14 protein-coding genes are annotated in these 13857 nt (G+C 52.0%); 8 read left to right on the top strand and 6 right to left on the bottom strand.

Annotation, left to right across the window (positions count from 1 at the left end):
* Position 1: 1 nt before the first annotated feature.
* The 3 genes from L2731_RS01660 to L2731_RS01650 all read left to right on the top strand — a co-directional run bounded on the left by L2731_RS01660 (position 2) and on the right by L2731_RS01650 (position 3098).
* A complete protein-coding gene (locus L2731_RS01660; RefSeq protein ID WP_239851582.1) occupies positions 2-685 on the top strand; it encodes an ABC transporter ATP-binding protein in 684 nt (227 codons plus the stop codon).
* Between the two features lie 19 nt (positions 686-704).
* The gene (locus L2731_RS01655; RefSeq protein ID WP_249251564.1) at positions 705-2018 is read left to right on the top strand and encodes a porin family protein; all 1314 of its coding nucleotides are present in this window, start codon (positions 705-707) and stop codon (positions 2016-2018) included.
* A 114-nt stretch (positions 2019-2132) separates the two neighbouring features.
* Positions 2133-3098 carry a 4'-phosphopantetheinyl transferase family protein gene (locus L2731_RS01650; RefSeq protein WP_249251563.1) on the top strand — a complete coding sequence of 322 codons (966 nt, stop codon included), beginning with the start codon at positions 2133-2135 and terminating at the stop codon, positions 3096-3098.
* A 466-nt stretch (positions 3099-3564) separates the two neighbouring features.
* Here the strand turns inward: L2731_RS01650 and L2731_RS01645 are convergent, their stop codons facing one another.
* Both L2731_RS01645 and L2731_RS01640 read right to left on the bottom strand, forming a co-directional pair.
* A complete protein-coding gene (locus L2731_RS01645) occupies positions 3565-4755 on the bottom strand; it encodes an alginate export family protein (protein ID WP_239851577.1) in 1191 nt (396 codons plus the stop codon).
* A gap of 274 nt (positions 4756-5029) precedes the next feature.
* Positions 5030-7039 carry an alkyl/aryl-sulfatase gene (locus L2731_RS01640; RefSeq protein WP_249251562.1) on the bottom strand — a complete coding sequence of 670 codons (2010 nt, stop codon included), beginning with the start codon at positions 7037-7039 and terminating at the stop codon, positions 5030-5032.
* Positions 7040-7155: 116 nt separating this feature from the next.
* On the opposite strand from L2731_RS01640, the gene L2731_RS01635 reads away from it, so the two are divergent.
* Positions 7156-8091: a LysR family transcriptional regulator gene (locus tag L2731_RS01635; RefSeq protein WP_249251561.1), complete on the top strand. Its 936-nt coding sequence runs from the start codon at positions 7156-7158 to the stop codon at positions 8089-8091.
* Positions 8092-8118: 27 nt separating this feature from the next.
* On the opposite strand, the gene queF is transcribed toward L2731_RS01635, so the two are convergent.
* Entirely contained in the window at positions 8119-8976 is an 858-nt protein-coding gene (queF, locus tag L2731_RS01630) for an NADPH-dependent 7-cyano-7-deazaguanine reductase QueF (protein WP_249251560.1), read from the bottom strand.
* Between the two features lie 60 nt (positions 8977-9036).
* Between queF and syd the strand changes: the two genes are divergently transcribed.
* Positions 9037-9699 (top strand): SecY-interacting protein, encoded by a 663-nt coding sequence (syd, locus tag L2731_RS01625; RefSeq protein WP_249251559.1) that lies wholly within the window; start codon positions 9037-9039, stop codon positions 9697-9699.
* An 80-nt stretch (positions 9700-9779) separates the two neighbouring features.
* Here syd and L2731_RS01620 read toward each other — a convergent pair whose 3' ends face one another.
* Both L2731_RS01620 and L2731_RS01615 read right to left on the bottom strand, forming a co-directional pair.
* Complete coding sequence (locus L2731_RS01620) at positions 9780-10553, bottom strand: Zn-ribbon-containing protein (protein ID WP_239851571.1); 774 nt, start codon at positions 10551-10553, stop codon at positions 9780-9782.
* Positions 10553-10888: a hypothetical protein gene (locus tag L2731_RS01615; protein ID WP_249251558.1), complete on the bottom strand. Its 336-nt coding sequence runs from the start codon at positions 10886-10888 to the stop codon at positions 10553-10555. The genes L2731_RS01620 and L2731_RS01615 overlap by 1 nt, the downstream gene beginning before the upstream one ends.
* A 147-nt stretch (positions 10889-11035) precedes the next feature.
* On the opposite strand from L2731_RS01615, the gene L2731_RS01610 reads away from it, so the two are divergent.
* On the top strand, positions 11036-11407 hold the full coding sequence (locus L2731_RS01610; RefSeq protein ID WP_239851569.1) for a DUF3192 domain-containing protein: 372 nt from the start codon (positions 11036-11038) through the stop codon (positions 11405-11407).
* Between the two features lie 124 nt (positions 11408-11531).
* Here L2731_RS01610 and L2731_RS01605 read toward each other — a convergent pair whose 3' ends face one another.
* Positions 11532-11762, bottom strand: coding sequence for a DUF2789 domain-containing protein (locus tag L2731_RS01605; RefSeq protein ID WP_239851568.1), 231 nt, complete (start codon positions 11760-11762; stop codon positions 11532-11534).
* A gap of 143 nt (positions 11763-11905) precedes the next feature.
* On the opposite strand from L2731_RS01605, the gene L2731_RS01600 reads away from it, so the two are divergent.
* Positions 11906-12556, top strand: coding sequence for a GNAT family N-acetyltransferase (locus L2731_RS01600; RefSeq protein WP_082035588.1), 651 nt, complete (start codon positions 11906-11908; stop codon positions 12554-12556).
* Positions 12549-12848 (top strand): Mpo1-like protein, encoded by a 300-nt coding sequence (locus L2731_RS01595; RefSeq protein WP_249251556.1) that lies wholly within the window; start codon positions 12549-12551, stop codon positions 12846-12848. Before L2731_RS01600 ends, L2731_RS01595 begins: the two co-directional genes overlap by 8 nt.
* Positions 12849-13857 lie beyond the last annotated feature (1009 nt).

Genomic DNA, 13857 nt, shown 5'->3' with positions numbered 1-13857 from the left:
CATGACCATAGCGATTCAAGCACTAACTAAGATCTATAACCCCGAGAGTGACTTTCCGGTGGCCGCGGTAAAATCGCTGGATCTCACCATAGCCCAGGGAGAGTTTGTCGCCATCATGGGGCCTTCCGGGTCGGGCAAGACGACGCTGCTCAACATGATAGGCGGAATAGATAGCCCGACGAGTGGCGCCGTGTTGATTGACGGTGAGGATATCACCCGACTGAGCGAGCAGGCGCTGATCGCCTTTCGCCGCGACCATGTGGGTTTCATTTTCCAGGACTACAGCCTGCTGCCCGTACTGACGGCGCTAGAGAATGTAGAGTTTGTCATGCAGCTACAGGGTCACAGTGAGGCAGAGTGCCGCGAGCGCGCCATGGCACTGTTGACTCAGGTGGGGTTGACCGACCAGAAGGACAAGATCCCTGCCAAGCTGTCGGGTGGCCAACAGCAGCGGGTTGCGGTGGCGCGTGCCCTGGCCCCGAGACCCAGATTCGTGATGGCTGACGAACCGACGGCCAACCTGGATGCCAAGAGCACCGCCGAGCTTTTAGATATCATGCAGAGCTTAAATGAGCAGGAGGGCACCACCTTTATCTTCTCGACCCATGATCCACGGGTGATCGCCAGAGCCAAGCGGGTGATAGTGTTTGAAGATGGCCGCCTGGTCGAGGATCGCCGTCAATGAATCGGGCGGCTGAGTGCTTATGCTAAGGCCATGCTTGGCTGCCGTCGTCTGCCTCTTCGCGGCTCAGTCGAGCCTAGTGGCATTAGCTTCGCCCATTCCCGGCGTTGCGCCCGAGCAGCCCTGGCAGGTCAAAGGCTATGTGAGTTATCTGGGCTCTTTGGTTGCGCCAGAGCAGGGCGACAAGTTGTGGGACGGCCTGCTGCATAATCGTATCGATGCCGAGTATCGCTGGAAAAGAGTCAGGGTCAACGTAGGGCTGCGCAATCGTCTCATGGCGGGTGACACCACCAGCCTGCCGGGTTATGGCGAACTAGTCTCGAGGGATCCTGGCTACTGGGATCTGTCTGCCAACTGGCTAGAGAGTGGCGACTGGATCGGCAATAGTCAGTTAGATCGTGCCTACCTGAGCTGGCAGTTCGCTGACAAGTGGGAGCTAACCGCAGGCCGCTTTAGGGTCAACTGGGCCATGAGTACCCTGTGGAACCCCAATGATATCTTCAACGCCTATTCCATCTATGATGTCGACTATCCTGAGCGCCGGGGCGTCGATGCCATTAAGCTTAGCCGTCAACTGGGTTATGCCAGTCAACTGGAGCTTGTCTATAGCCAGGGGGATGAAGGGCTAACCACAGCCACTGATCGTATTAACCGCCAGTATGCCGGCCGCTATCTCGGGCATAGCGTTCTTGGCGATGACATTTTTGGCTATAACCTAGGCTGGGATTGGCAGCTGATCATAGGCGAGACCCGCGATGACAGGGTGTTCGGTGGCGGGTTTGCCGGCGATCTTTTTGGCGCCGGGCTACGGGGCGAGCTGAGCTATTTTGACCCTATCGATGACTCGGGAGGAGCGAGGCTTTCACCTGAGTTGAGCGGGCCACAGATACTTATTCAGACCCAGACTCAGGCTCAGGATAAAATGCAGCCACAGGCGCTGAGGGCCAACACAGTGGCGACGCTTGAGATGGATTACAGCTTCGCCAGTGATGTCAACTGGCGCGTACTGGGCGCCGCCCTCTATATCTCGTCGCCCCTGAGCGCCGACAGTGCCTTACTCTATCTTAATCTGCCGCTTTCGGCACGTACCCTGAGCTTTACGACCTGGACCTATTATCTGGATGTCGGCTTTGACATCACGCCCCTCAGCCGCCTGAGCAGCAATGCCAGCTACTATGATGATGGCTCCTTCTTTGTGGGCGTCACCTATCAGTATTCGCTGGCAGACGATTGGCAGGTTAGCCTGATCGCACAGCGCTTCGATGGCTCGACTGCGAGCCTCTTCGGCCAGTCGGCGTCCACCTTAGGCTATCTGCAGCTCAAGTGGAGCTTTTAGCTGGTTTGCATCGGAGCTAGGTTTCAAAGAGAGGCCTATTTTAGCGGCTCAGGTGGTGCTCCTAGGCCGTCGATGGTAGGCTTGGCCAACTTATCAAGTAGGACATTAACCGAGTTGAACAAGGTCACTGGGGACGCTATTCCCGTACATCTCTATCTCTGCCCATTGAATTTGCCCGGTTTCAGCGCCGAGCAGCAGGCGCGCCTGCTTGACACCCTGCCGTTGGATGAGCAGCAGAAAGTGACGCGTTATCGAATGGCGTCCGCCAGAGAGAAGGGACTCTTGGTCAGATGCTATCTGCGCCTGCTGCTGTCGCAGGCCCATGAGCGCCTGAATGGTGAAGCCGGTGATCTTATCGCCCCCACAGAGTGGCGTTTCGATTATCTGGATAAGGGCAAGCCTGTGCTGAGTAAGGCGCTTTTTCAGCGCAGCCGTCTGGTGTTTAACCTGAGTCACAGCGGCGATTATATGCTATTGGCGATCGCTCGATTGCCCAAGACGCTAGCATCTAAGCCGTTAACACCTAAGTCCTTAGCATCTAAGTCCTTTAATTCAAAAGCTTTAGGGCCAGAGCAACAGGTCAGGGGGCTGGAACTGGGCGTCGATATCGAGCGTCTACGTACTAACACTAACATTCACGCCATCCTTAACCATTACTTTACCCAGCAGGAGCGAGACGCCCTGCTGGCCTTGCCACCTGAGCGGCAGCGTCTGCGATTCTTTGATCTCTGGGCATTGAAAGAGTCATACATCAAGGCCAAGGGGTTGGGGCTGGCACTCTCTCTCAAGTCTTTCTATTTCGCCTTGAGTGATGCCCCGCATCAGGCGCTAAATTTTAATGGCTCAGCGGCCCGACAAGCCTGGATAGAAGAGGCGGTGAGCCTGTTTCTCGTCGGAGAAAATGCTGACCAAGCCGATGCCAGCGACAGCCAGCAATTGGCTCGGCCTGCCGCTGGCTGGCAAAGTATGCTGGGGCAACTCGATGATGAGTATCGTTTTGCGCTGAGTCTCTCCTCGACACAGCCTCTGGCGTTACGTTGTGAGATGGTGAGTGCGCAGGCCTTGTTGCTGGCCGAATAGCTTTTATTCTTAGCTCTAGGGTCTGTTTATCTTTCAGGTTTAATTTTTGTTCGATCTAAACGCATTTTGCTCAAGGCGCATGCTGTGCGGCATAGTTATTCTATGTAAATAGCAGGCAACAAAGGGCAAGGCGCGTTTAGATGAACCCTTCGGGCAGCTTTTGTAGGCCATTTCTACGGCGTTATTGCCCGCTCATGTAGAATAACTACAATACACGGACTCTGCCTTGTATAAATCACCTTCAAACTGCTGCAAAAATAAACGGCAAAGATCAACAGACCCTAGGATATAGTCTGGGTTTATTAGGCTTTGATAGAGTGAAGCAGCCTGAATCGACAGCGGTAGACAGAAAAAAGCAGGAAAACCAAGGTTAAAATTGGCATTCCTGCAAAGCTGTTGCAATTCAGGGAGTACTAGCGCCTATCGCCCGCCTTGGGCGATAGGAAATTGGCTTAGTACTTCTGATTTAGTACTTTGCCTGGAAGGTTAGCCATAGCTTGTCTGTGTCGTTAGAGAAGGCGTAACCCTCATCGGCACCGCTGAAGCTGGCATATTTCAGACCCACGCTATAGTGGTTGGCGAAAGGATAGGTCGCCGATACGCCCCATTCCTTACCCATGTCGACATCACCATAGTCAGAGTCAAACTTGTGATACTTGGCGAGTAGTTTCAGGCCCGCAACCTTTGCGGTCACAATAAGATGAGTATCTACGATACCGTTTTCCCAGTTGCCCTTACCGCCGAAGAGGAACTTATCTGTCCAGCCGTTAAAGGCGTGCAGAGTCGCCAGTGGCGTGATAAAGCCAGCCTTACCATCGTCTGAACCCAATACTTCGTAGCCCACTTTAGCGCCGAATGCGTCGAAGTTAACCCCAGCGCCTAGCTTGTAGTATGAGGCCGAGTAACTTACAGGGTTGTCGCCCGCTTCAGACTGCTGGGCATATTCTGCCTCATAGTTGAACTTAAGTTTATCTAGCTTGATGTCGCCGGTCGCGCGCACACCATAGGTATCGGTCGAGAAGGCGGCAACATTGACGTTATCGATCAGGTAGACATAACCGCTGAGCTTAACGAACTCTAGCCCTTTGTAGTTAACGTTAACCAGGTGAGTCTCGTTCTTGTGCTCGTCTTTGCCCGAACCTTCGGGGAAGATGCGATTAACGTTATTCACATAGGCATAGTAAGCTGTGAGTCCTTCAACGGCGGTATTTTTTACCGAGAAGGCGTCATAGGTCTGCTCATTTTGACGGAAGCCTACACCACCGACGAAGCGTTGGTTATCGAGCAAGATACGTTGGCGACCATATTGAGCCAGGGTGTTAGCCGGGCCTCGATAACCGATGAAGGCCTGATTGATCTGGGTATATTCGTAGTCGGCAATGAGAGGCTCATCATCGGTAGAGCGCACATCATCCACTTCTGCCAAGGCAAATAGATTATAAATATCACCGGTTTGATAGGTCAGGCGGGTACGCAGTGTGGTCTGATTTTGCTCGTCGACATTGGCGACATCCACATCTTCATAGCGCAGGCGAAATTGTACGTTTACCTTAGAATCGTCGATAAAGGCCTTCTTCAGCGGATCGACGCTCTCTGTCGCAAGGGCAGAGGCGGATAAGCTGGCAAGCACGGCAAGGCTGAGGGCATGAAGTTTCATTAATTGTGATCCTTTTGTTTGGTCATTGCTCACCAGCTGTTATAGGACTGCAAAAGGATCAATTTGTTGATCTAAAACAATGTTACACGGTGATTAAGTTTTTGTGTCAATAATTGTGATTAAGATCATGAACTTATACTAATTTGGAGGTATCTCTAAAGTAGTATTTTTAGTTAATACTTAATAATATTTTTTGCATTAACCGGGTTGAAGGGATAAACGCCAAACCGGCTAAGTTTGGCGTTTGGTTAAATCAAGTTAGTAAGATACTAAGCTATGGCTGTGAATCATGTTTATGTTCGCGTTTTCCCAGCGGGACGATTTCGAAATTAGGATCAAACTGCACCATGGTCGAGGCGATTTTGTTAAAGGCCTGCTGATCGCCTGTCATGCTGGCTTCTCCCTGCTGTAGCAGCTTAGCTAACTGGGTTTGACCTAGCAATATCCGGGTGATGTCGGTTTTGTTGATGGTGAGCGTGGCATCGGCGACCTTGGGCTGGTTAATCTGGATGTTGCTTAGGTTGCCATTACTCAGTTCGACATAGAGGACATTCGACTCGTCAGGGGTGATCACATTCAGGCTGATCCGGCCCAGTTTCTCGGCCTTGAGGCTATCTATCTTCACCGCCAGGAAGTCGAAAAGGGTCGAGAGAGCCATCTCACTTAGCACATCTGCCGATGCCGTCTTTGGCGTGCCAGGTTGAATTCCCATCCTCAGTTCCTGGGCCCCGGTCAGGTAGATGTTACGCCATCCTGCGCCTTCGGCCTGGTAGCCCAGCTGTTCATAGGTATCGGCGAGCAGATCGCGAGCGGATTGATTGTCTGGCTCTGCCGTCACCAGTTTGTTAAGCACGGTGGCGACGAAGCGATACTCACCCTGGGCATAGTCTTGGCTGGCCTTCGCCATCACCTGTTCGGCGCCCCCCATGTAGTGGACAAACTTTACGGCTTCGGGCGAAGTCGGCAGCGGATTCAAGTTGGCCGGGTTCATGTCGAAGTAGCCTAGGTACATGTTGTATACCGCCTTAGCATTGTGGCTATAGGTACCGTGGTAGCCCTTGGTATGCCAGGCCTGCTCGATGGCGGCGGGGAGCACCTCTTGAATCGCGTCGCCGATATCCTGAATGCTGACGCCCTGGTTGGCCAGTCTCAGGGTCTGGTTGTGGATGAAACCATAGTTGTCCCTTTGTAGGCGTAAGAAATCATTAATGGCGCCGTTACCCCAGATGGGCGCCGAATGGGAGGAGAAGAGCACCTGCACCTCATCCCCGAAGGCATTAATCATCTCATTGATATCTTTAGACCATTTTTGTGCATCACGCACCTTCGCGCCGCGCAGCGTATAGATGTTATGCATGCCTTGATAGGTGAGCTCAGCCGACCACAGGGCCTTCATCGACGGAATGTAGGTGATCATCTCCGATGCCGCCTCTGTGCCAGAGGCATCCATGAAGACCATCTCCAGGCCATCTATCGTCAGTGTCTGCCACTTAGCGTCAGCGTTGAGCGTATAGTCGGGTTTGACGAAGGTGATTTCCCCCTTGGAGATCCCCTTACCGAGGGCGGCATCGACGATACCGTGTTCATGTTTCCCTAAGGTAGCACCATATTGGTAGGCGGCGCGGCGGCTCATGGCGTTGCCGGCCAGCACGTTCTCGTCGACGATCTCCTTGGTGATGTTATGAGAGCCGTAGACTTTGACGTCTGGGTAAAGCGTCAGCACGCCCCTGGCGCCGCCGAAATGATCCGCATGACTGTGCGAGTAGATCATGGCGACGATGGGGAGATCGCCATCTTTGGGCAGGTGCTTCATGGCAAACTGTATCGATGCCATTGAGGCCTCTTTGGTGAGTAAGACATCATAGGCAATCCAGCCGGTTTTCCCTCGGATAAGGGTCAGGTTGGCGAGATCTGTCCCCCTGACTTGATAGATGCCATCACGCACTTCGTACAGTCCGTTGGCGACCATGTTGAGCCTTGCCTGACGATGCAGCGATGGGTTGATGGTGTCTGGCGCCTCGTCGCCGAGAAAGGTAAAGTCGGCGCGCAGAATGGCGGCAGTCGTCTTATCCAACTCGGCAATCAGCTTGGCACTAGACGCCTCGAAGGCGGTCGTGTCGGCAAAGTTGAGTTTCTGTGCCAGTGCCTTATTAGCCTCTTTGGTGTGGGCAGTGGCGGCCTTACCCTGATAACCGACGCTGATGTGGTCGTGTTCATGTTGGGCGGCTTGGGCGTTGCTGGATAATGCGGCGAGCAGGCAAAGCGTTAATGGTGTCTTTTTCATGGTCTGACCCTTAGCTGGTTTTTTAATCGATGAGGTCAGTATATGGCGCTTGAGCTGTTAAATAATTAGGGGTAACCTGCTTTATAATATTTATAATATAAATAGTATTGGAGCCTATGCCACAACGTAAACCACTAGACTTGAACCTGTTAAGGGTGTTTGCCGTCGTCTGTCGTACCGAGTCCTTTAGCAAGGCGGCTGAGGAACTGGATCTCACTCAGTCCTCGGTGAGTAATGCCATCGCCCGCCTGAAGGCCAGGGTTGGCGAAGCCCTGTTTGTGCGCGTGGGAAGAGGCGTTAAACCCACGGCCGCGGCGCTGAATCTGTATCGGCATCTCGCTGGACCCTTGGCTGAAATCGAGCAGTTGGTTGCAGGCCTGGAGGCTTTCGATCCTAAGTTGAGCCAGAGAACCTTCACCGTTTATGCCAACGACACCATCATTGAGCTGCTTCAGACGGCGGCTGAGGAACACCTCAGTGAGATGCGGGTGGAGATCATCTTTAAGGAAGCGCCGGTGCAGGAGCAGGATTTTCTGAAAGATCTGCAAACTGAAAAGGTGGATCTGGCTATCGATGTTTCTAAGCCACAGGAAGCCGGCTTCGACGTTGCCCAGATATTGCAAGAGCGCATCGTCTGTGTGGCGCGCCAGCAGCATCCTCGCATTCAGGGGAGTCTGAGTTTTGAGCAGTATTTTGCGGAAAAGCATATCATCTTCAACCTCAGGCGTTTTAACCTCAAGGTGGTGGATATGCTGACGACTCAGGTGCTGCCGGAGCGTAAGGTGTATTGTGAACAGTCTTCGCTATTGAGCATGATAGCCACGGCGGCGAAGAGTGATGCCCTAGCCATTGTGACCGAGTCTTACGCCAGGGAATATGCCGAACTGTTTAAGCTGCAGGTGTTTGAGCCCCCCTTTGAGACCAAGCCACTGAATATCTATATGCTGTGGTCAAAACGGCTCGCTCAGAATCCTGCCAATGTGTGGCTGCGCCAGACGCTGGTGAGCCTGCTACAGGCGCAGCATCTTCAGGGCAATAAAAAGCCCGCTTAGTGCGGGCTTATTTACGCATTCAACGGATCACTGGCGCGCCAGTCGATGGTTTTCCGGTGGATTTTCGAAGTCGCTGCGATAGGGGTTAATGTCTAAGCCACCGCGGCGGGTGTAGCGGGCATAGACGGTCAGCTTAGCGCAGTGACACAGGCGCTTGAGGTCGACGAAGATACGCTCGACACACTGCTCGTGAAATTCATTGTGCTGCCTGAAAGAGATAAGATAGCGCAGCAATTTCTCGCGATCTATCTTAGGGCCCTGGTAACGGATCATCACGCTGCCCCAGTCGGGCTGAGAGGTGATCAGGCAGTTAGACTTCAACAGGTTAGAGGTGAGTGTCTCGGCCACCACGCTCTTGTCATCCGTACTATCGATAAGATAATCGCTAGAGAATTCATAGCTGTCGATCTCGATATCCAGATCGTCGATGCAGGTGCCTGGCAGTTCTACGACGCGCTGATGGACGAACTGCTTTGGCTCGATGATTTTCACCACCACCTCACCGCCGGCGCAGGCCGACAGATCCTTGGCTAAAGTCTGCTGAACCTGCTCGATGGAGTCGAAGCGGGTCTGGTTGAAGCTGTTGAGATAGAGCTTGAAAGACTTGGACTCGATCAGATTGTCGCTGTTGAAGTCGAGGATAAACTCGGCAATGGCCACCATGGGCTTGCCTTTGGTGTTTAACCAGGAGAGTTCATAGCCGGTCCAGATGTCGGCGCCATGGAAGGGCAGGGTATCGCCTAAGGCGATGGCATCCCGGTTGAGCTGGCGCGGCACGCCTTGTAGCAGGGAGGCATCGTATTGGGCCTGATAGTCAGTCGATTTACCTAAGGTCAGTTTGGACAACGCGGGGGCGTCGCGATAAGGGTCATGAACCTGTGTCATCAATCGTTTTTCCATGTCAAAATAGGCGCACATTATACTTAAAATTCGGGTAACTGCTAAGTGTCTTCTTTGCCTGCACTGGATCAATTTTTTACGCTTTATCATCAAGCTTATAGCGACAAATTGGGGGAATCTCCCCGCTATTTCCCGCTAGGGGAAGTCTCAATCTGCGTCCTGGCGTGCGATCAGGAAAAGGTGGAAGCGTCGCCCGAGCGCTCGGTGCAGTGGCAGGCGGTAAGACGCGACAGCCAGGGGCAGTTCGACAACATAGAGCACGCGCTCTCCATCAGATTGCATCCTAGCATACAGGCCTTGTATGGTCGCTACTTTGCGGCGCCGCTGATGTTTGAGTCGGACTTTGGCGAAGGGGAGCTACTACAGCCTTGGAACCAGCAAGATTTTGAATACTTACAGCAAAATCTCATCGGCCATCTGATGATGAAGCAGAAGCTGAAACAGCCTGCGACCTGGTTTATTGGCGTGCTGGGGGAAGGCGACGAGATGTTGGTGGTGGATAATGAGAATGGCAGCGTCTGGATAGAGCTCCCGGGTGAGCAGCCTCATCGTCAACTGGCCGATAGTCTGGAGGATTTTATTGCTTCTCTTCGCCCGCGAGTCTGTCCTCCGCAGAAACCGGTCGAAGTCGCTATGCCCGAGACGGATCATCCCGGGATCTGGCAGCGACTCAAGACCATGTGGCGTCATCTGCGCGCTAAAGGGTAAAGAGTTCAGCCTGGCGTTAGAGAGAGTCTCTTCGCAAAGGCTTATATCGGCTAAGCGTCTTGGGTGAAGCGGCGCCTAGGTTAGAGGTGATCCCAGGAGATGTTGGAGACGATACGGCAGTTATCGCATTTGAAGTGGAACAGATCCAGCAGCGGTGTCTCCTGTAGCCAGTGGGGGTTACCACAACGTGGACAGGGTCTTTGCTGTTCGGCGGCCAGACTCTCGCCCCCTACACGATAGAGATAGTAGTAGGTAGGGATCTTGGTGAGGTATTCGATGCGTCCACGCAGATCCCAGCCGCGACGAAACAGGTCGCTGTCGCACTGACTCAGCTCGTCTAAGGCGGCAAACTCTGCCTTAGTGGCCGCCGCCATCTGCAATTCATCACAGGCCTGCCATTCGGTTTGCCACTTGATCACCCGCTTGTGATCGCCGTTAAAGGTCGCCGGGAGTCGATACAAGGGAATGGGCTGCAGGGTATCACCATTTCTCAGCGGAGAGCACATATGCACATAGCTGGTATAGAGTAGTTGCCAGCTGGGTGTCTCAGTGCTGCTCACCTCAGAGTTGATATCCTGACCGATATATTTTTCTCTTGGATGCAGCAGTTTGGCCTCGGTGAGTTCTTCGAGGGCATAGTTGACCCAGGGGCTGTTGAAACGTTTGGCCAGGCTGCTCTTTTCCGGTAACAGCAGACGCACCCTGAATTCACCTTCGTTGAAGGCCACGGCAAATTCGCGTCCCAATACCTGACCATTGGCGCGGTAGGCTTCGAGCAGACCATTAATGGCACGCTCGGCGGTCGTGATGGTGGTGTTGTCAAAACACTCAAATCTGAGTTCCACCACGTGCATCAGCAATCACCCTTGTCGTTTAATTTGGCTTCGAGCTCAGTGATACGTTCAATCAAGATCTCTTGAGTGGCAGTGAGCTTAGCGACCTGCTGTGCCAGATGGGCAAGACTCGGCGCCGCCTCTGCACTCTGAATACTTGGTGCAGGTGCCGCTGCGCTAACCACTATCGCCGACTGTTCGTCGGCCGACATGGATTTAAAGCGTTGTAACCCTTGTACCAGTACGGGCATGGGAAGTGAGTTGCCGAGACTCGCCTTGATTAAGGCCAGGCTGGGGGGCTTACCCGCCAGACTCAATTTTCGTGCGGCGACCAGCACCTGTTCGAGAGGACTCATGATTGGTGAAATTCCTTACTTTTTAGCTTGGCTGACATAAATTAAAAATCAAATTTATTTTAAGGTGTTGATAAATATAAATATGTCTGTTTGGCATAAGCTTTGCTTTACCTGAATCCAGTTATAATAGATAAACAGGACGTGAAAGTGAAAACAAAATTAACAACAGCATTGGTCTTAGGCGCCACCAGTTTAGCGCTATCCGGGTGTGTATTGAATGTGGGCGAAGGCGACAAGGGATGGAGCACGGGTAATTCTTGGGAGCGCGTGCAGGAGCAGAACCGCGTTAATCTGTCTAAGTTATCTTTGGGGATGACCCGCGACCAGGTGATGACATTGATGGGCACTGCCGATTTTAATGAGGCCTATACCAAGCAAGATAAGACGGTCAACGTACTCTACTATCGTACCCAGCGTACGCGCGAAGATGGCACGACCACTAAGGATGAATGTACACCTATCGTGATCACGGATAACCGCGTCGTGGGCTGGGGCGAGAAGGCCTACCACAACATGTAATGGAATAAGTTAACCTTTAAAGGCAAGCCAACTTGGCTTGCCTTTTTTGTTTAGGCCTTTTGGTGTTAAGCCTTTTTGCGGCTTTAGTTCGTTGCGCTATAAGGTGATACTTTAGCTCTATAGCCTAGGCTCTAAGCTGGGCATCGAGATGATCGATCACCTCTGTCCACATGGCATCTTCTGCTAAGGCCTCGGCTAAAAAGTGCTTCTGGGCTTGAGACCAGAAGGGCGCCTCGGCAATATGGATCTCCGCGGCGATGGAATGTTGCTTGATAAAAGCCTCTACGGCATCGGGGTCGCTCGGCAGGCCGAGTTGATCAAATAAGCTGGCTAGATCGGGTTGTGTTATATCCATCTTATCCCTCGCTTGTTAGTAGTAATGAGGTGCTCCTATTTAGTATGCAATAAATTGATAAAGTTTCGAATCGATTAAAGTTTGCACTTTTTTACGAGCTTGTTACATTGGACAATGTTGATCTAGATCAAGGAATAACAGCAATGATGACAACAGCTACCCCACCTGTTAATGAAACCTATAAAGCTGTCTATTTAACCGCCGAAGACCTACGTGTCGCCGCCTCGATTCTCTATAACGCCTACCATGATGATCCCTTCTTTATTGCCGCCCTGCATAAGGGAGACAAGGCGCAATATGAACAGAAGCTGCGTGGGGCTATTCGCGAGGAACTGCATACCCTCTGGCAAGAGGAGCAGGCTTTGATCGGCCTGTTTGAGGAGGAACGCCTGATTGGTTTGGCCTGTATCGTGACCCAACAGGTGCCTTTAGGGGAAGCCAGATATTGGCATTGGCGCCTCAAGATGTTGTTAAGCGCCGGTTGGCAGTCGACCCAGGCGCTGATGAAGAAAGAGTCTTCGATCCTCGAGCATCTGCCCAGCACTCAATGCGGCATATTGCAGTTCATTGCCGTCACCCCGATCGAGCAGCATAAGGGGTTAGGTAAGCGTTTGATTCAGGCGGTAATGAGCTGGTGTGATGAGCAACCCGAGCTCGAAGGCGTTGGGGTTTACGTGACACAGGACGAGCATGCTCATCTCTTTTCTTCTATGGATTTTGCGCCCATCGAGCGCCTCGTTATCGGTGGTGTGCCGGGGGAGCTGCTTTTCTATCGGAGCACCGAAATTGAGTAAACGCTATACCAGCTTTCGGGATTTCTATCCGTTTTATCTGTCGCAGCATAGAGATCCCAGGTGCCGCACCTTGCATTATGTCGGTAGCCTGTCGGTGGTCGCACTCTTAGTCATGGCTATTGTGCTGGGCAATTATTGGATGCTGTGGCTGCTGCCCATCTTGGGCTATGGTGCGGCCTGGATAGGACATTTCGTGTTTGAGCGAAATAGGCCTGCGACCTTTGAGTATCCCTTCTACAGTTTCATTGCCGATTGGGTGATGTTGGCCCAGTGGCTTACCGGGCGTCGATGATTGCTTGGTCAATAACGCTGTCTTAAGGTGGTCTAACTGATGTCAGTTATCTCGCGGCAGATTAAGCTCGTGGCTCCTGGTTAATAAACGGGGGGGCAGCGCTTGGCTTAGAGGCGCTAAATTGGTTCAGAGAAGGTCTTTGAAAATCGCACTATGGCACAGGCGACTCACAATTTGCCAAGCTGTTTGTGAGAGATCGCTTACAAGTATGTGAGTCTTCCTCCTTATCTACCCCCTGTTTTCTCCTGCGGATACTTAAATAATCTTTATATTCAATATTTTATGCTTAACTTTTGCTTTGTTTGAAAATTAATCGGTTTAAGGTCGTTTTCAGAGGCGTACATTCTGGCGCTGCGCCCAGTATACTGAAATTAAGTTAAGAAGCTTACTTAAGCAATGTGAAGGCAAAGGATAGCCAAAGCTAAGGAATAGCAGGCCAAGGAAGAGCAAGATTGTCGAGGACGCGAGAATCTTATCAGGGACGAGAGCAGGATGCTTTAGGACGATAGGCGATACGGATCATCGCGAAATGGATATTCACTCAAGGGATACGAGTGTAACCAAAGGACAACTTACTAGGGAACAGGTAAGCGTAAGCATAAAAGGATAGCGGCAGGAAGCGCCGGAGCCCATAGGATGTGGGAGCGTGGTTGAATGAGTCGACCACCCAGGGAAGAAAAAGATAGGATGTCTCAGGAACTGGAGACGGCAGGAAGCCGATGTGATCAGGATGATGCAGGGAGCAAGGTGATAGCAGGATGGCTAACACAAGAGTATAGAAAGGCGCACTTATGGTGCGCCTTTTCTTTTTTGGGTTAATCTCTTTGGGCTATCTAAGCCCTAGGCCTGGGCGCACGAAACGAAAGGTTTTGCAGGTGTTAGCCTTAACTCACAAAAAGTGCCCGCCGCCGTGTGAGACATCTCTTACATTGATGTGAGAGATAAAGCTGACGGCCTGCTATCTATATCTGTATCAGTCTTTATTTGTCATTAAATTCATGTATTTATC

Origin of the sequence: Shewanella aquimarina, assembly GCF_023349185.1 — a bacterium.
GTDB classification, from domain to species: domain Bacteria; phylum Pseudomonadota; class Gammaproteobacteria; order Enterobacterales; family Shewanellaceae; genus Shewanella; species Shewanella aquimarina.
Note: the sequence above shows the minus strand (reverse complement) of the source record. Positions and strands in the feature narration are given on the sequence as shown.

Coding starts and splice junctions, on each gene's coding strand:
- L2731_RS01620 (WP_239851571.1), bottom strand. CDS start 10,553: ATGCACGTGGTGGAACTCAGATTTGAGTGTTTTGACAACACCACCATC.
- L2731_RS01645 (WP_239851577.1), bottom strand. CDS start 4,755: ATGAAACTTCATGCCCTCAGCCTTGCCGTGCTTGCCAGCTTATCCGCC.
- L2731_RS01635 (WP_249251561.1), top strand. CDS start 7,156: ATGCCACAACGTAAACCACTAGACTTGAACCTGTTAAGGGTGTTTGCC.
- L2731_RS01655 (WP_249251564.1), top strand. CDS start 705: ATGCTAAGGCCATGCTTGGCTGCCGTCGTCTGCCTCTTCGCGGCTCAG.
- L2731_RS01605 (WP_239851568.1), bottom strand. CDS start 11,762: ATGGATATAACACAACCCGATCTAGCCAGCTTATTTGATCAACTCGGC.
- L2731_RS01600 (WP_082035588.1), top strand. CDS start 11,906: ATGATGACAACAGCTACCCCACCTGTTAATGAAACCTATAAAGCTGTC.
- L2731_RS01640 (WP_249251562.1), bottom strand. CDS start 7,039: ATGAAAAAGACACCATTAACGCTTTGCCTGCTCGCCGCATTATCCAGC.
- L2731_RS01660 (WP_239851582.1), top strand. CDS start 2: ATGACCATAGCGATTCAAGCACTAACTAAGATCTATAACCCCGAGAGT.
- L2731_RS01615 (WP_249251558.1), bottom strand. CDS start 10,888: ATGAGTCCTCTCGAACAGGTGCTGGTCGCCGCACGAAAATTGAGTCTG.
- queF (WP_249251560.1), bottom strand. CDS start 8,976: ATGACACAGGTTCATGACCCTTATCGCGACGCCCCCGCGTTGTCCAAA.